Raw genomic sequence first — 16,956 nt, 5'->3', positions numbered from 1 at the left:
GAGCCGGACTGCCGTAGTGTCATCGGTGGCGATGGCGTTGGGAGGAAGCCGGTGTGATTCCGGCGCGGTCCCGCCACTGTGACCGGGGAGCGAACCTCAACCGGGCCACTGCCCGGCGACGGGCGGGAAGGCCGGGGCGAGCACCGATCCGGGAGCCAGGAGACTCCAGCCGTCGCGGCCGACGACGACCCGGGGCGAGGACCCCGAGGGAGGATGCTCCGTGCGCTTTTCGCCGTTCCCCCACCGCAGTGCGACCCCGCCGATGGAGTGTGGCGCGTGATCCTGCTGCTCTCGACCTCTGACACCGACCTGCTGAGCGCCCGCGCGAGCGGCGCCGACTACCGCCTGGGAAACCCCGCCCGCCTGGGCGTCGCCGACCTGCCACCGCTGCTGGAGGGCGCCGAGGTGGTCGTGGTACGGCTGCTCGGCGGGCGCCGCGCCTGGGAGGAGGGGCTGGACGCCCTGCTCGCCGGTCCCCGTCCCGTCGTCGTGCTCGGCGGCGAGCAGGCGCCGGACGCCGAGCTGATGGAGCTGTCCACCGTGCCCGGAGGGGTGTGCGCCGAGACGCACGCCTACCTCGCGCACGGCGGCCCGGCCAACCTGACCGAGCTGTACCGCTTCCTGTCCGACACGCTGCTGCTCACCGGGCACGGGTTCGCCGCACCCGCCCCCACCCCGACCTGGGGGACGCTGGAGCGCGAGGCGCGCGGCCAGGACGGGCCGGTCGTCGGCGTGCTGTACTACCGGGCCCACCACGTGGCCGGCAACACCGCCTTCGTCGAGGCGCTCTGCTCGGCGATCGAGGACGCCGGGGGACGGGCGCTGCCGCTGTACTGCGCGTCCCTGCGCACCGCCGAGCCGGGCCTGCTGGAGGCGCTGCGCACGGTGGACGCCCTGGTGGTGACGGTGCTGGCCGCGGGCGGCACCCGCCCGGCGACCGCGTCGGCCGGCGGGGACGACGAGGCGTGGGACGTCGGCGCGCTGGCCGAGCTGGACGTGCCGATCCTGCAGGGCCTGTGCCTGACGAGCAGCCGCGCCTCCTGGGAGGAGAACGACGACGGCCTCTCCCCGCTGGACGCCGCCACCCAGGTCGCCATCCCCGAGTTCGACGGGCGCATCATCACGGTGCCGTTCTCCTTCAAGGAGATCGACGAGGACGGGCTGACCGTCTACGTGGCCGACCCCGAACGCGCCTCGCGGGTGGCGGGCATCGCGGTGCGCCACGCCGCGCTGCGGCACGTGCCGCCCGCCGAGCGGCGGCTGGTGCTGATGCTGTCGGCCTACCCCACCAAGCACGCCCGCATCGGCAACGCCGTCGGCCTGGACACCCCCGCCAGCCTGGTGCGCCTGCTGGCGGCGCTGCGCGAGCGCGGCTACGACATCGGCGCCGAGGGCGAGCTGCCCGGGGTGACCGAGCAGGACGGCGACGCGCTCATCCACGCGCTGATCGCCGCGGGCGGTCAGGACCGGGACTGGCTCACCGAGGAACAACTCGCCGGCAACCCGGTGCGCATCGCGGCGACCCGCTACGCCGAGTGGTACGCCACGCTGCCCGCGGACCTGCGGGAGAGGATAGAGCGGCACTGGGGGCCGCCCCCCGGGGAGCTGTTCGTCGACAGGTCGGCCGACCCGGAGGGCGAGATCGTGCTGGCCGCGCTGCGCGCCGGCAACGTGGTGGTGATGGTGCAGCCGCCGCGCGGCTTCGGGGAGAACCCCATCGCCATCTACCACGACCCCGACCTGCCGCCCAGCCACCACTACCTGGCCGCCTACCGCTGGCTGGCCGACGGCTTCGGCGCCCACGCCGTGGTCCACGTGGGCAAGCACGGCAACCTGGAGTGGCTGCCCGGCAAGTCCGCAGGCCTGTCGGCCTCCTGCGGGCCGGACGCCGCGCTCGGCGACCTGCCGCTGGTCTACCCGTTCCTGGTCAACGACCCCGGCGAGGGCACCCAGGCCAAGCGCCGCGCGCACGCCACCCTGGTCGACCACCTGGTGCCGCCGATGGCCCGCGCCGACAGCTACGGCGACATGGCCCGGCTGGAGCAGCTCCTCGACGAGCACGCCTCCATCGCGGCGATGGACCCGGCCAAGCTGCCCGCGATCCGCGCCCAGATCTGGACGCTGATCCAGGCCGCCCGGCTGGACCACGACCTCGGCGTCGCCGACCGGCCGCACGACGCCGAGTTCGACGACTTCCTGCTGCACATCGACGGCTGGCTGTGCGAGGTCAAGGACGTCCAGATCCGCGACGGCCTGCACGTGCTGGGCGCCGCCCCCGAGGGAGCGGCCCGCGTGGACCTGGTGCTGGCCATGCTGCGCGCCCGGCAGATATGGGCCGGCGGCCAGGCGCTCGTCGGCCTGCGCGAGGCCCTGGGCCTGGCCGAGGACGGCAGCGCGGCGCGGATCGGCGTCGACGAGGCCGAGACCCTGGCCCGCGCCCTGGTCGAGGGCATGGAGGAACGCGGCTGGGAGGTGTCCGCCGCCGCCGAGGTGACCGCCGCGGTCCTGCACCCGGCGACGGCCCTCCCCGGCCCCGCCGACCCTGCCGGTCCCGTCGGCGTGGACGGTACGGCGGGTGTCTCCGGAGCAGGCGGCGCCCGCGCCGCCGACCCCCGGACGGTGGAGGAGATCCTGCGGTTCGCCGCGCTGGAGGTCGTGCCGAGGCTGGCGCGTACCACCGACGAGATCGACGCGATCCTGCACGCCCTCGACGGCGGTTACGTCCCCGCCGGGCCGAGCGGGTCACCGCTGCGCGGGCTGATCAACGTGCTGCCCACCGGCCGCAACTTCTACTCGGTCGACCCCAAGGCCGTGCCGAGCAGGCTGGCCTGGGAGACCGGGCAGGCGATGGCCGACTCCCTGCTGGAGCGCTACCGCGCCGACACCGGTGACTGGCCGCGCTCGGTGGGGCTGTCGGTCTGGGGCACCAGCGCCATGCGCACCGCCGGGGACGACGTGGCCGAGGTGCTGGCGCTGCTGGGCGTGCGGCCGGTCTGGGACGAGGCCTCGCGCCGCGTCACCGGCCTGGAGCCGATCCCGGCCGTCGAGCTGGGCCGGCCCCGGGTGGACGTCACGGTCAGGATCAGCGGGTTCTTCCGCGACGCCTTCCCGCACGTGGTGGCCATGCTGGACGACGCGGTACGGCTGGCGGCCGGCCTGGAGGAGCCCGAGGAGCTCAACTACGTGCGCGCGCACGTGCTCGCCGACCACGCCGTGCACGGCGACGAGCGCAGGGCCACCATGCGCATCTTCGGCTCGCGTCCCGGCGCCTACGGGGCCGGGCTGCTGCCGCTGATCGACAGCCGCAACTGGCGCGACGACGCCGACCTCGCCGAGGTGTACGCGGTCTGGGGCGGTTTCGCCTACGGCCGGGGCGTGGACGGGGTACCGGCCAGGCAGGACATGGAGACCGCCTACCGCAGGATCGCGGTGGCGGCCAAGAACGTCGACACCCGCGAGCACGACATCGCCGACTCCGACGACTACTTCCAGTACCACGGCGGCATGATCGCCACGGTCCGGGCGCTCACCGGCAAGGCCCCGGCCGCCTACATCGGCGACAGCACCAGGCCCGAGGCCGTCCGCACCCGCACCCTGTCGGAGGAGACCTCCAGGATCTTCCGCGCCCGGGTGGTCAACCCGCGCTGGCTGGCCGCCATGCGCAGGCACGGGTACAAGGGCGCCTTCGAGCTGGCCGCGACCGTCGACTACCTGTTCGGTTACGACGCCACCACCGGCGTCGTCGCCGACTGGATGTACGACAAGCTGGCCGCGACCTACGTGCTGGACCCGGAGAACCAGGAGTTCATGGCCCGGTCCAACCCCTGGGCGCTGCACGGGATCGCCGAGCGGCTGCTGGAGGCCGCGAACCGGGGCATGTGGGAACACCCCGACCCGGACGTCCTGCGCGACCTGCAGGAGGTCTACCTCAAGTCCGAGGGGGACCTGGAGGACGGCGCCTGATCCGGTCCCGCCGGGCCGCTCCGATGGAGCGGCCCGGCGGCGACGGAACGGTCAGTTGTTCTCGGAGCGGCCCAGCCGCCAGTAGCCCATGAACGCCACCGAGGAGCGGTCGATCCCGGCCTCCTGGACCAGGTGCCGGCGCAGCAGCTTGACCACCGCGGCCTCACCGGCCAGCCAGGCGTACAGGCCCTCACCCGGCGAGGACTCCGGCACCTCCCAGAGGATCTCCGCGTCCACGTCGACGTCCTCCAGGCCACCGGTGGCGGGCCCGGCGGGCCCGGTCGGCGCGGCTACCGGCGGGACGAGCGTCCGCAGGACCTCGTGGACGGCGGGGACGAGCAGGTCGCCGTGGCGGGCCCCCTCGCGCGGCAGCCAGACGACCCGCACGCCCGGCGGGAGGTCGAGCGGGAGCTCGTCGGCGGCCTCGGGGACCTCGAGCAGCGCCGTGGCCGGTACCGCGCCGGAGAGCGACTCGACGATCGAGGTGATGGCGGGCACGGCCGTCTCGTCCCCGGCCAGCAGCAGGTGCGTGGCACCGGCCGGCTGTGCCCACTCCTGGCCGCCGGTGGGGCCGGGGTGGGCGGCGTTGGGGCCGACCACCAGGACCCGGTCGCCGGGCGCGGCACGGGTCGCCCACCGCGAGGCCGGGCCGCTCTCGCCGTGCAGGACGAAGTCGACGTCCAGCTCCCGCAGGTGCGGCCGTACCGCGCGCGCGGTGTAGGTACGGATCGGGTTGCGCAGCTCGTCGGGCAGCGCCCTCCAGCGCCGGTACCAGTCGGCGTCGTCGCCCAGGGGGGTCAGGCCGCCGTCCGGCAGCGGGAGGATCACCTTGATCCGCTGGTCGAAGCCGTGGTCGGCGAAGCCCGCCAGGTCCTCGCCGCCGAAGGTGATCCGCAGGAAGCTCGGGCTGAGCCGCGCGACGCGCACGACCCTCACATCGTGGCAGCGGTAGGCCGGGACCTCCGCCGCGCGCTCAAGGGTCTGCTCGCTGCCCGCTGTCATCGTGCCGCCTTCGCCGAGGGATGTCGTCCCCAGCAACTTAGCTTTGCCTAACCTTAATTATCAACTTCTCGGCTGTCTCGAATGTCGCGATCGTCACGCTGCGCGCCGCGCCTCCCGTGCCGTCCGGGCACCCTCCACCTCGTGAGGACCCTCCGCGAGCGGGGTCGTCACCGTTCCCGCGGGCACCGGCACCGGCACCGGCGCCGGCATCGGCATCGGCTTCGGTGCCGATCTCTGCGCCGGTTCCTGTGCCGCTTTCCGTCTTGGGTTCCGTGCCGCTGCTCTCCGTGCCGGTTCCCGTGGCGCGACGGGGGCTCCGGGCCGGTACGGGTCGTGGGCCCAGCCGGGCCTGGTCACGCGGACCGCCTCGTACAGGTGCGCCGGTACGGCCGGACCCTCGGACCGGTCCAGGGGCGGCGTCTGTCGCGCCAGGGCCACCCGCTCGCGCGACCCGGTCCCATCGGCCGAGTCCCTTTCGTACGGGCCGGTCCTGCGGGCCGGGGTCTCGTACGGGCCGGTCCCGCGGGCCGGGGTTCGCTCGCGCGGGCCCGCGGCCTCGATCGGCGCGTCCGCGGCCTTCCGGCGCCCGTCCCTCCTGCGGTGCCGCCCCGCCGAGACCCGCGGACGCCGCCTGGACAGCACGAACGTCATGCCCAGGACGAGGGTCAGCAGCCCGGCGATCACGGCCGTCTCCACCGGGACCGGGGAGGCGGCCCCGGGCACCTCGGTCAGGGCGACCGCGTCCCGGACGAGCGCCGGGCGGACCTCGATGCGATCCGCGACCTGCCCGGGAGCGCCGTCGTCGCCGGGTACGGCGCCGGCCAGGTGCTCCTTGACCTTGCGCGGCAGGCCGTAACCGACGACCTTGTCCTGGTCGCGCTTCTTGCGCTTGAGCCACACCCGGTCGACGTTGCCCTCGATCGTGTGGATCGTTCCACCCTCGACCCGCTCCACCACGCCGACATGATCGATCCCCCCGATGTCCTTGCCGCCCGACCAGTCGAAGAAGACCAGCGCCCCCGGCTCCGGCGTACGCGACCAGGCGCCGTTCGTCTCGAACCAGCGCCCGTGCGAGGGGGTCCAGGCGAACTGCCCGACGTACTGCTGCACGCCCGCCTTCTCCGCGGCCCAGGCGATGAACATCCCGCACCAGGGGGCCGTCCTGTACTGCGGGTCCTTGACCACGTTGACCGAGTACCACTCGCCGAACTTGCTCTGCCGGCCCGGTCCCTCCCGGTACCCGATCTCGGTCTTGATGGTCCTGAGCAGATCGTCACCGATCGGATCCATGGCCGTGAGCCACCCCGTCCATCTCCTCCGCCCTGCCGCGAAGGAGGGGCGCCGTCCGACAAAGACGGACTGTATTCGGAGAAAAACGGCCAAGTGAGGCTATTGGCGTAAAAAGCCGGGCTGGACGGCCGTGGGATACCGGATCCGAAGAAACAGGTGAAACGCGGCTCCTCACCCTTTACCATCTTCGGCCGGACCTGCCGCGTCCCGGCGGTCGAATACCATGTGACGGCACGTGCGCGGTGCGCGCGGGTGCCGGTGCCGTGGCCCCTCCCGGCCCGGCGGGACGCGGACGCGAAGGCGGAACGGGATTCCATGTTCGACGACAAGACGCAGGAGACCCTGCGCCGTCTGCTGGATCTCGCCGAGCATCCCTCGACCCCGCAGGCCGAGCGCACCCTGGCCGTGGCACGGGTACGCGCCCTGATCATGGTTCCCGAGGGCGACGCCCGCAGGGCACCGGTCACCCCGGCGATGGAGGCCGGGATCCTCAGAAGGGTCAGGCCGCTCGCCCACCGGGTCGAGGAGGACCTGGTGGAGGAGGTGCACGGCGACCTCTACGCTTTCAGCACCCGCTATCGGGTGATCGGCGAGCTCGCCGAGGAGATCGCCCTGCTGCTCGAACGCTGGAGCGCCACGGTCCCGCAGAAGCGGCATCGGCACGAGGAGGCCGTCAGGACCGCCGCCGCCAGGCTCGTCTACCTGCTGGAGCGGCGCGACCTGTTCCGCAAGCCCAGGTGGGGAAACCGCCCCAGGGCCAGGTAGCCCTTCCGGGGATCACCGCGCGGCAGCGGCCGCTCAGGGGGCCCCAACGACCCCCGACCCGCGTCGACCCCGCTGATCCCCGCTGATCCCTGCTGATCCGCGTCGATCCGGCTGATCCCCGTCCGGGAGCCGCCGGGCGTGACAGGCCGAAGGGCACGAGGGCCGGGATGGTGGCCGTGACCCAGGGAGACCTTCCGTCCGGGCGAGACGACCCTGCCTCGCGCGGGACCGGCCATTCGTCCCGGGGCCACGGCGTGTGGACCGGCGGATCCCGGTGGCCGGCGGGAAGGGATGGGAGCCGGTCACCGTGAGACGATGTGGGACCCGCCAGAGCTCTCCGTCGTGCGCTGGGAGCGCGCGGTTCCGCCGTCCGGCCGAGCGCGCACTAGTCGTGACGGTAGACAGCCGCCCGCGGCGCCTTCAACGATGTTGCACGATGTTGCGCGGAACCCGCCGCCGTGTCACACGCGGCCGGGGTGGCGGGCACGAAGACCAAGGGCGCGAGGGGACGGGCACGGTGTTCCCCGCCGGCCGGTCGATATGCTGAAGGTCGCCCTCGCCGGGCGAGGTCCGCCGGTCCGCGGATCCTCCGCCGGTGATCGTGAACGAGCCGGCCCGCCGGGTGTCCTCCGCCGCGTCGGCAGAGTGCGGAGGGGAGGGGGAGAGCGTGTCCGAGCCGCCCGCCCGTCGCCCCACCGGAACCTCGGGCCCGGCCGTCCGCGCCTCTGGTCCGGCCATGCCCCCCGACCGTGACGTCGATTCCGCCGTCCCCGGGCCGGAGTCCGGGCCCGGCCGGGTCCCGTGGGCGACGCTGGGGGTGATCGCGGCCGGTGGGGCGGCCGGCGCGCTGGCCCGTCACGGGCTCGTCCTCGCCTTCCCGCACCCACCGGACGGCCCTCCTTGGGCGACGTTCGCGATCAACGTGTCCGGGTGCCTGCTCATCGGCCTGCTGATGGTGTTCGTCACCGAGACCCGAGGGGTCCACCCGCTTGTTCGCCCGTTCCTGGGAGTTGGGGTGCTGGGCGGCTTCACCACCTTTTCCGCCTACGTGATCGACATCGGGCGGCTGGTGGCCGCGGGCGCCCCGCAGGTCGCGCTCGGGTACCTGTTCGGCACGGTGACGGCGGCGCTCGCGGCGACCTGGACCGGCATCGCACTGGGCCGACTCGTCCTCCGCCCCCGCCCCGGTCCCGGCCCGGACTCCGGCTCCGGCGACAGCGACGGTGACGGTGACGGCGGCGAGGGCGAGGGCGAGGGCGAGGGCGGCGAAGATGACGGCGATGACGGCGATGACGGCGCGGCGGGCGAGCGGTGAGCGTGCTGCTGGTCGCGCTGGGCGCCGCCGTGGGCGCCCCGCTGCGTTACCTCGTCGACCGGGCGCTCCAGGCCAGGTACGGCACGAGGTTCCCGTGGGGGACCTTCGCCGTCAACGTGGCCGGGTCGGCGCTGCTGGGGTTCCTGGTCGCGCTTCCGGCCGGGGACGCGACGATGGCCCTGGCCGGGACCGGGTTCTGCGGAGCGCTGACCACCTACTCCACCTTCGGCTACGAGACGGTGCGCCTGGCCGGCTCCGGTGCCCGCCTGGCGGCGTTCCTCAACGTCGCCGGGAGCATCGCCACCGGACTGGGAGCGGCCTGGTGCGGCATGCTGGCCGCCCTGGCACTGGCCTCCTGACGTCCCTCCGCGGAAGGACGTCCCCTCCTGACGAGGGGCCGGGCCGCGGGGGCCGGTCGGGGCACGGTGACCGGCCGGTGCCGCGAACCCGCGACCGGTGGTGCGGACCCTCGGCCGTGCCGGGGGCCGCGCGCTACCTGCCGGTGGGCTCGCCGATGTCGTCGGCCTCGCTCTCCGGCGCGGGATCGTCACCGGCGCCCAGTTCCTTGCGCAACCGGTCAAGATCCATGTCGTGGCTGCTGTACTTCAGCTCGCGAGCAACCTTCGTCTGCTTCGCCTTGGCTCGGCCCCGTCCCATTGGCTGTACTCCCTCGCGCAGGCCGTGCTCGGCCTCTCGTCACTGTCGCATCGCCGGCTGGCGTGCTCTGACGCCGCAGGTCAGCCCGCGGTAGCCGCACCAAGTATCCCGCTTCCCGGCTGATCCGTCATCGGTCGGGATCAAATCGGTCGCGGGTCCTGTTGGAAAACGGCCGTCGCCATCATAGCCAACGTCATTATGATTTGAAGAATTAAGCAATTTGACACATGATGAGGACCGGTGTATCGGTAAACCGGTCAGTACGGGACGGTCCGACCAGGGGGGTGGGGGCATGAGCGAGTTCGCGGCCGAGCTACGAGCGCGCATCGCCGACGTCGACGGCGAGCTGGAGCTCATGCGCCAGGCCTTCGACGATCACTCGATCGAGGTGCTGTCCGGGCGGCTGGAGAACCTGCTGCGCATCGCCGAGCGGCACGGCATCGACGTGCGCCACGCGGGCGGCGGGCCCGGCGGCGGAGCGGTGTGACATGCCGGTGCCGCTGCACCAGGCCAAGGCCGAGCTCTTCCGCACCCTCGGTCATCCCGTACGGGTGCGGGTGCTGGAGCTGCTGCAGGACGGCCCCCTGCCGGTGCGGGACCTGCTGAGCGCCATCGGCGTCGAGGCCTCCAACCTCTCCCAGCAGCTGGCGGTGCTCCGCCGCGCGGGGATCGTGACCGCCACCCGGGAAGGCGCCACCGTCGTGTACGCCCTGTCCACCCCGGACGTGGCCGACCTGATGTTCGCGGCGCGGTCGATCCTGACCGAGCTGCTGGCCGGGCAGGGAGAACTGCTCGCCGAGCTGCGCGCCGAGGCACGCGGCTAGCCTCACGCGTCCTCGCCGGTACCTCACCGGAGCAGGCGCCGACGGCACGTCACCGGAGCACGGGCCCGCGGTACAAGGGGGACCGGCGGGTCACCAGTGCGCCGGATGGACGAGCGAGGCCGGGAGCCTGGTCGAGGCGTCGCCCTTGGCCGCGTCCAGCTGGGACTGGATCAGGAAGATCGTCCCGGTGAGGTCGGCCCCTCGCAGGTCGGCTCCCCTCAGGTCGGCCCCGATGAGATCGGCCCCTCTCAGGTCCGCGTCCCGCAGGTCGGCGCCGATGAGCTGGGCGCCCCGCAGGCTGGCCCCCCTCAGGTCGGCGCCCTTGAGCCTGGCCCCGATGAGGACGGCGCCGCGGTGGTCCTTCCTGCGCCTGCCGGCACCGGCCCGCGCGAGCTCGCTCGCGCGCAGCAGCAGGGCGTTGACCTTCCGCCGGTGCGCCTCCACGTCCAGCGCGACGAGGGCCTCGGGCTCGTCCCGGGTGAGCCGCTCGGTCTCCTCCAGCGCGGCGCCGAGCTCGTCGCGGAGCGAGCGGGCCGCCGGCAGCGCCAGCGCCTCGGTCAGGTACCACAGCAGCTCGTGCAGGTCCCGCATGATCGGGAACACCTCGAACATCCGCTTCGCGGTGTCCGGCGCCCGGCGCCAGTCCCGTCCGCCGAAGGTGACCTGCGAGACCTTCTGTCCCGCGCCGAAGCAGTCGTAGACCGTGCAGCCCCGGAAGCCGCTCTCCCGCAGGCGCGTGTGGATGCCGCAGCGGAAGTCCTGCCCCAGGTTGGGGCAGGCGTGCCCGGCCCCCTTGTCGATGGCGAAGTCCGCCGAGGCCGCGAAGGCCGGCACCACGCAGCACAGGCCGAAGCAGTCGGCGCAGTCGGCCCGCAGATCCCGGCGTTCCCTGACCGGGACGGGGCCCGCGTGCTCGCGTTCCTCGGACAACGTACGACATCTCCCTGCTGTGCGGGTGTGCGGATCGGACCCCGCGGGCCGGGCGTGCCGTTCACCGCGGGACGGGCGTGAACGACGCCTCCACCCCGGCAGCCTATCTCCGCTCCGGCACCGCCCGGCCGGTCAGGGCGGCCTCGGCGTCGTGGCCGTAGAGCCAGGCGCTCTGCCGCAGCGGGTCGCCCGCGGCCAGCGCGGCGTCGCGCTCCACCTGGGCGGGCCCGTCGGGCAGGTGGTTCTGCACCTCGCGCCCGCGGCTCATCAGCTGCACCTGCGAGGCCCGGGGCCTGCGGATCTCCTCGTAGCGGGCCAGCGCCCCGGCCACGGTCCCGGCCGTGGCCTCGCGAAGGCACCCGGCCAGGACCACCGCGTCCTCGACCGCCTGGGCGGCCCCCTGGCCGAAGAAGGGCAGCATCGAGTGGGCGGCGTCGCCGAGCAGGGCCACCCGCCCGGACGTCCAGCGTTCCAGGGGGCCGCGGTCGTACAGGGCCCAGCGCTTGGTCTCGGTGGCCGCGGCGATCAGCCCTCCCAGGCGCGGGTCCCACGTCTCGAACTCGGCGGCCAGGTCCTCCAGCCGGCCGTCGGCCGTCCACGACTCGACGCGCCACTCGCCGGCCGGGACGATCGCGACGATGTTGATCAGTTCCCTGTCCCGGATGGGGTAGTGCACGAAGTGACGGCCCGGACCCAGCCAGAGCGTCTGCACCCGCCGCAGCGCCAGCTCCGGCGCCCGCCGGGCGTCGACCAGGCAGCGGTAGGCGCACAGGCCGGAGAAGCGCGGCGGCTCCTCCTGGACGACCGCCTGCCGTACGGCCGAGTGGATGCCGTCCGCGCCGATCACCGCGTCCGCGGTCACCGTCGTGCTCCGCCCGCCGGAGTCGGTCAGGACCAGCTCGACCCCGTCGCCGTCCTGCCGCAGTTCCCGCAGCCGCCGGTCGGTCCCGACCACCTCGTCCGGCAGCGCGTCCCGCAGCATGTCCAGCAGGTCGGCCCGGTGCGCGACGTAGCAGTCGGTGCCGTACAGCCGGCGGCACTCCTCGCCCATCCGCTGGGAGGACAGCACCCGGCCGTCCTGCCAGCGCCGGAACTCCCAGGCGGTCTCCAGCGCGACGGCGAAGGAGGCCAGCCGCTCACCGAGCCCGGCCCGCACCAGCGGCCGGGCCATGTTGGGGCCCACCACGATCCCGGCCCCGACCTCGCGCAGCTCGGCGGCCTGCTCGTACACGACGGCCTCGACACCGGCCTGTCTCAGCAGCAGCGCGGTGGTCAGCCCGCCCAGACCTCCGCCGACGATGGCGATCCTCACTCGGGGGTTCCTTCCTCGAAGGGCGTCCGCGCCGCGCCGCGGTGCTCGTCCACGAGGTGCCTCATCAGGAGGTCCTCGCCGAAGTCGCCCGCAGGGTCGCGCCACACGCTGTGGGCGTGGTTGGCCTCGTCCTCGGTGTTGTCGAACTCGATCAGCGTGACCGGGCCCTGGATCCGGTAGTAGTGCCCGAGGCCGTAATCGTCGGCGCCGGCCCAGGCGAAGTGCAGCCCGTCGTCGCCCGCGGCGCGTATCCGGTCCATCTCGGCGGCGACCTGGCCGGGCCTGGCCCGCTGCAGGTAGCACTCCAGCAGCTCGTCGAGGGCGCGCCGCTGCGGGGAGGTCAGCTCGGCGGCGCCGATCCCGCGCGGGTGGGACCTGATGTAGCGCAGGGCCTGCCGGTCGGCCTCGGTGATCATCGCGTCCCTGCGCCCGACCCCGTGCAGGTCGGGCAGCTCCACCTCGCCGATCCTCGGCACCGTACGGGTGACGAAGTCCGCCGGCGGCACCGGATGGATGATCGCCTTCGCCCGCCGCGCGTCGTCCAGCGAGCGCAGCAGCGCGAACCCCAGGTCCTCCTCCTCGCCCAGCACCCGGTACGGGCCGAAGCGCGCCGGCTCCGACCCCAGCAGGAACGGGGTGACCGACAGGTGGTCCTGGTTGACGACGGTGAAGTTCACCGACAGGTGGTGGCCGACCAGGCGCCACCCCCACACGGAGTCGGGATTGGGCTGGCCGAAGAAGGTCAGGAAGTACATGCCCGGGTTGCGGAACTCCCGGGCCACGTGCCCGAACCGCTCCAGGTTCAGCTCGCGCAGCACGTGCTCCAGCGAGATCACCTGCACCACCTGCGCGTACGCCCGTTCCGAGCAGCACTGGGCGATCAGGCGGTGCGCCAGGATGCCCTGGTCGAAGGTCAGGTCCCGCAGCGGCAGCCCGGCGCGTCCCGAGGCGGGCAGGAAGTTCCAGTTCGACCGGTCGGCGTCGGTGAAGGGCAGCAGCACCCGGGAGCGCTGCTCGCCGTCCAGGGCGTCGAACAGGGCCATCGCCGCGAAGGTGATCAGCGTGACGTTGAAGTCGCCGGGCCGCTCCTCCAGCCCGGAACGCGGCACCCGGCCGTGGTCGTGGCCCCGGTCGTGGTCCCGGTCGTGGTGGTGGACGCCCGGACGGCCGGTCTCCCCGGACCCGTGCCCCGGCAGGGGCGGCCCTGATCCCGGCCCTGATCCCGGACCCGGACCTGATCCCAGACCCGGGACCGATCCCGGGCCCGGCTCCGGACCCGGACCCGGGGAGGAAGAGTGCGCGTGATCCGCCTGCGGCATCGTTCAGTCCTCCGGCCAGGCCACGATCGGGTTGCGCACCGTGCCCAGCCGGTCGATCTCCACCTCGACCACGTCACCGGGCCGCAAAAACCACGCCGGGGTCCTGGCGTGACCCACCCCGGCGGGGGTGCCGGTCGCCACCACGTCCCCGGGACGCAGCGTCATGGTCCGGCTCAGGTGCGCCAGCACCCGCCCCACCGAGAAGATCATGTCCTTGGTGTCGCCGTCCTGGACGATCTCGCCGTTGACCCGGGTGACCAGGCGCAGCCCGTCCGCGGGGTCGCCCACCTCGTCGGCGGTCACGATCGGCCCGATGGGCCCGCTGTGGTCGGAGTTCTTGCCGAGCGTCCACTGGGCGGTCAGCCGCTGCGCCCGCCGGGCGCTCAGGTCGTTGAAGGTGGCGTAGCCGAACACCCCCGCGAGGGCGGTCTCCTCGTCCGCGCACCGCAGGGTCGTCCCGACCACCGCGGCCAGCTCGACCTCCCAGTCCAGGCCGGCCTCGTCCGGCGGCACCGGCACCGGTGTGCCGTCCACCGCGAGCGACGCCGTCCAGCGACCGAAGATCGCGGGGGTCTCCGGGATCGGGAACCCGCCTTCGGCGGCGTGCGCCCGGTAGTTCAGCCCGACGCACACCACCCGCGCCGCGTCCGGCACGGCCGGGGCCGCCTCCAGCTCGCCCGGCACGAGCCCACCGGCGGCACCGGCGGCACCGGCGGCACTGTCGGCGAGTTCGCGCGCCCGTGCGCTCCAGCCGGGCAGGTCCTCGTAGAACTCGCCCACCTCGGCCAGCGGTGCCACCCGGCCACCGCCGGTCAGCACCCCGATCCGAACCTGGCGGCCGTCCCGGAACCCGACGAACCTCATCGCTCACTCCCGACGTTCCCGCGATGGGGCCCACCGCGCCTCGAATCATCACGGCGTCATCAGATCGTTCGCCGGATCATCCGGAGATCTTCCTATATCGCCCTCCATAACGGTAGAGGGGTGATTGGGACCGGTGATCCGCCTGGGACGGCGTCCCGGGCGCGGGAGCCGGATGGCCACGACCGCGTGGCGCGACCCCGGCGCGGCCCCGGCACGGCCCCGGCACGCCTGGCGGCGCGTCCGGCGGCGCGCCCGGTGGGGCCCGTGTCCGCCGAGTTCCCCGGGGTTTTACGCCGGGTTCCGATTCGAACGCCCCAGGGGGGAACTGTCGGGGTATGGATGAACTTCAAAGAATCGATGCGTACTGGCGGGCGGCCAATTACCTGTCGGTGGGACAGATCTATCTGCTGGACAACCCGCTGCCGGCCGAGCCGCTCAAGCCCGAGCACATCAAGCCGCGCCTGCTGGGCCACTGGGGGACCACGCCGGGGCTGAACTTCTGTTTCGCGCACCTGAACCGGATCATCGCCGAACGCGACCAGGACATGATCTACATCGCGGGTCCGGGCCACGGCGGTCCGGCGGCGGTGGCGCACGCCTGGCTGGAGGGCTCCTACACCGAGCGCTACCCGGCGATCTCCCAGGACGCCGAGGGGATGCGGCGGCTGTTCAGGCAGTTCTCCTTCCCCGGCGGCATCCCCAGCCATGTGGCGCCGGAGACGCCCGGCTCGATCCACGAGGGCGGCGAGCTGGGGTACGCGCTGGCGCACGCCTACGGGGCGGCGTTCGACAACCCTCACCTGGTGGTGGCGTGCGTCATCGGCGACGGTGAGGCCGAGACCGGTCCGCTGGCGGCCAGCTGGCATTCCAACAAGTTCCTCGACCGGGAGCGGGACGGGGTGGTGCTGCCGATCCTGCACCTGAACGGCTACAAGATCGCCAACCCGACGGTGCTGGCCCGCATCCCCGAAGAAGAGCTGGTCAAGCTCATGGAGGGCTACGGCTACCGTCCGCACATCGTCTCCGGCGACGACCCACAGGTCATGCACCCGCTGATGGCCCGCACCCTGGATGTCGTGTTCGAGCAGATCGCCGACTACCGGGCCGGGCGCGCCGACCGGCTGCCGATGATCGTGCTGCGGACCCCGAAGGGGTGGACCGGCCCCAAGGAGGTCGACGGCGTGCCGGTGGAGGGCACCTGGCGCGCCCACCAGGTGCCCTTGTCGGGGATGCGTGACAACCCCGAGCACCTGGCGATGCTGGAGGAGTGGATGCGCTCCTACCGCCCCGAGGAACTCTTCGACGCCGAAGGCCGCCCGGTGGCCGAGGTGCTGGCGACGGTGCCGGCGGGGACGCGGCGGATGAGCGCCAGCCCGCACGCCAACGGCGGGGAACTACTGCGGCCGCTGGTGCTGCCCGACTTCCGCACCTACGCGGTCGAGACCAAGTCCCCGGCCGCGCACTCCAGCGAGCCGACCCGGGTGCTGGGCACGTTCCTGCGCGACGTCATCGCCGCCAACCCCGAGACCTTCCGGCTGATGGGCCCCGACGAGACCGCCTCCAACCGGCTGCAGGCGGTGTTCGAGGCCACCGACCGCGCCTGGAACGCCGAGCTCCTGGACGGCGACGATCATCTGGGCGCGGGCGGGCGGGTCATGGAGGTGCTGAGCGAGCACCTGTGCCAGGGCTGGCTGGAGGGCTACCTGCTGACCGGCCGCCACGGCCTGTTCAACTGCTACGAGGCGTTCATCCACATCATCGACGCCATGTTCAACCAGCACGCCAAGTGGATGGAGTCCTCCCGCAAGATTCCCTGGCGGCGCCCGGTGGCGTCCCTGAACTACCTGCTGTCCTCCCATGTGTGGCGCCAGGACCACAACGGCTTCTCCCACCAGGACCCGGGCTTTTTGGACGTGGTGATGAACAAGAAGGCCGAGGTGGTGCGGGTCTACCTGCCGCCGGACGCCAACACGCTGCTGTCGACGGCGGATCACTGCCTGCGCTCGCGCGACTACGTCAACGTGATCGTGGCGGGCAAGCAGCCGATCCTTGACCTGTTCACCATGGACGAGGCGATCGCGCACTGCACCCGCGGCCTGGGCATCGTGCCGTGGGCGGGCAACGACGCCGGCACCGAACCCGACGTGGTCATGGCCTGCGCGGGAGACGTGCCCACGCTGGAGACGCTGGCCGCGGTCGCGCTGCTGCGCGAGCACCTGCCCGAGTTGAAGGTCCGGGTGGTCAACGTGGTGGACCTGATGCGGCTGCAGCCGGCCGGCGAGCACCCGCACGGCATGTCGGATGCGGAGTTCGACACGCTGTTCACCGTCGACAAGCCGGTCATCTTCAACTTCCACGGCTACCCCTGGCTGATCCACCGCCTGACCTACCGCCGTACCGGGCACGCCAACATCCACGTGCGCGGCTACAAGGAGGAGGGCACCACCACCACGCCGTTCGACATGGCCATGCTCAACGACATCGACCGCTTCCACCTGGTGATCGACGTCATCGACCGGGTGCCCGGCCTGGCCGAGCGGGCGGCGTACCTGCGCCAGCACATGGTCGACTCCCGGCTCGCGGCCCGCGCGCACACCCGCGCGTTCGGCGAGGACCCCGCCGGGATCCGCGACTGGACCTGGCCGTACTGACCCCTGCTGTGCCGCGGCCCGGCCGGGCCGCGACGGGGTCGTTTGACCTCCGCGCACGGGGTAG

At 73.1% G+C, this 16,956-nt stretch carries 13 protein-coding genes, 1 pseudogene and 1 riboswitch; of the genes and pseudogenes, 7 read left to right on the top strand and 7 right to left on the bottom strand.

The window, feature by feature from the left end:
- The first annotated feature begins 15 nt into the window (after positions 1-15).
- Positions 16-188, top strand: a riboswitch (cobalamin riboswitch).
- Positions 189-276: 88 nt separating this feature from the next.
- Complete coding sequence (gene cobN, locus ABD832_RS40125; protein WP_413224578.1) at positions 277-3,963, top strand: cobaltochelatase subunit CobN; 3,687 nt, start codon at positions 277-279, stop codon at positions 3,961-3,963.
- A gap of 51 nt (positions 3,964-4,014) precedes the next feature.
- On the opposite strand, the gene ABD832_RS40120 is transcribed toward cobN, so the two are convergent.
- Together ABD832_RS40120 and ABD832_RS40115 are read right to left on the bottom strand one after the other, a co-directional pair.
- Positions 4,015-4,965: a siderophore-interacting protein gene (locus ABD832_RS40120; protein WP_344907511.1), complete on the bottom strand. Its 951-nt coding sequence runs from the start codon at positions 4,963-4,965 to the stop codon at positions 4,015-4,017.
- 93 nt (positions 4,966-5,058) lie between these two features.
- Positions 5,059-6,255, bottom strand: a complete 1,197-nt coding sequence (locus ABD832_RS40115) for a CHAP domain-containing protein (RefSeq protein ID WP_344907508.1) — start codon at positions 6,253-6,255, stop codon at positions 5,059-5,061.
- A 315-nt stretch (positions 6,256-6,570) separates the two neighbouring features.
- On the opposite strand from ABD832_RS40115, the gene ABD832_RS40110 reads away from it, so the two are divergent.
- The 3 genes from ABD832_RS40110 (at position 6,571) to ABD832_RS40100 (ending at position 8,694) form a co-directional block, all read left to right on the top strand.
- The gene (locus tag ABD832_RS40110) at positions 6,571-7,020 is read left to right on the top strand and encodes a hypothetical protein (protein WP_344907505.1); all 450 of its coding nucleotides are present in this window, start codon (positions 6,571-6,573) and stop codon (positions 7,018-7,020) included.
- A 736-nt stretch (positions 7,021-7,756) separates the two neighbouring features.
- Entirely contained in the window at positions 7,757-8,335 is a 579-nt protein-coding gene (locus tag ABD832_RS40105; protein WP_344907503.1) for a fluoride efflux transporter FluC, read from the top strand.
- Positions 8,332-8,694: a fluoride efflux transporter FluC gene (locus tag ABD832_RS40100; RefSeq protein ID WP_344907500.1), complete on the top strand. Its 363-nt coding sequence runs from the start codon at positions 8,332-8,334 to the stop codon at positions 8,692-8,694. Before ABD832_RS40105 ends, ABD832_RS40100 begins: the two co-directional genes overlap by 4 nt.
- Before the next feature lie 145 nt (positions 8,695-8,839).
- On the opposite strand, the pseudogene ABD832_RS40095 reads toward ABD832_RS40100, so the two are convergent.
- Positions 8,840-8,992 (bottom strand): annotated as a pseudogene (locus ABD832_RS40095) (DUF3073 domain-containing protein); the annotation flags it as partial.
- 292 nt (positions 8,993-9,284) lie between these two features.
- On the opposite strand from ABD832_RS40095, the gene ABD832_RS40090 reads away from it, so the two are divergent.
- On the top strand, positions 9,285-9,479 hold the full coding sequence (locus ABD832_RS40090; RefSeq protein ID WP_344907494.1) for a hypothetical protein: 195 nt from the start codon (positions 9,285-9,287) through the stop codon (positions 9,477-9,479).
- 1 nt (position 9,480) lies between these two features.
- On the top strand, positions 9,481-9,816 hold the full coding sequence (locus tag ABD832_RS40085) for an ArsR/SmtB family transcription factor (RefSeq protein WP_344907491.1): 336 nt from the start codon (positions 9,481-9,483) through the stop codon (positions 9,814-9,816).
- Between the two features lie 90 nt (positions 9,817-9,906).
- Here the strand turns inward: ABD832_RS40085 and ABD832_RS40080 are convergent, their stop codons facing one another.
- The 4 genes from ABD832_RS40080 to ABD832_RS40065 all read right to left on the bottom strand — a co-directional run bounded on the left by ABD832_RS40080 (position 9,907) and on the right by ABD832_RS40065 (position 14,241).
- Positions 9,907-10,746 carry a pentapeptide repeat-containing protein gene (locus tag ABD832_RS40080; RefSeq protein ID WP_344907487.1) on the bottom strand — a complete coding sequence of 280 codons (840 nt, stop codon included), beginning with the start codon at positions 10,744-10,746 and terminating at the stop codon, positions 9,907-9,909.
- Positions 10,747-10,849: 103 nt separating this feature from the next.
- Positions 10,850-12,058 (bottom strand): FAD-dependent monooxygenase, encoded by a 1,209-nt coding sequence (locus ABD832_RS40075; protein ID WP_344907484.1) that lies wholly within the window; start codon positions 12,056-12,058, stop codon positions 10,850-10,852.
- The gene (locus ABD832_RS40070; RefSeq protein ID WP_344907482.1) at positions 12,055-13,167 is read right to left on the bottom strand and encodes a DUF3500 domain-containing protein; all 1,113 of its coding nucleotides are present in this window, start codon (positions 13,165-13,167) and stop codon (positions 12,055-12,057) included. The genes ABD832_RS40075 and ABD832_RS40070 overlap by 4 nt, the downstream gene beginning before the upstream one ends.
- A 213-nt stretch (positions 13,168-13,380) precedes the next feature.
- A complete protein-coding gene (locus ABD832_RS40065; RefSeq protein ID WP_344907479.1) occupies positions 13,381-14,241 on the bottom strand; it encodes a fumarylacetoacetate hydrolase family protein in 861 nt (286 codons plus the stop codon).
- Positions 14,242-14,576: 335 nt separating this feature from the next.
- On the opposite strand from ABD832_RS40065, the gene ABD832_RS40060 reads away from it, so the two are divergent.
- Positions 14,577-16,892: a phosphoketolase family protein gene (locus ABD832_RS40060; protein WP_344907476.1), complete on the top strand. Its 2,316-nt coding sequence runs from the start codon at positions 14,577-14,579 to the stop codon at positions 16,890-16,892.
- Positions 16,893-16,956: the final 64 nt, after the last annotated feature.

It is taken from the genome of Streptosporangium longisporum (genome assembly GCF_039534895.1).
Classification (GTDB): Bacteria; Actinomycetota; Actinomycetes; order Streptosporangiales; family Streptosporangiaceae; genus Streptosporangium; species Streptosporangium longisporum.
The sequence above is the reverse complement of the archived record's forward strand: the minus strand, read 5'-3'. Positions and strand labels throughout refer to the sequence as shown.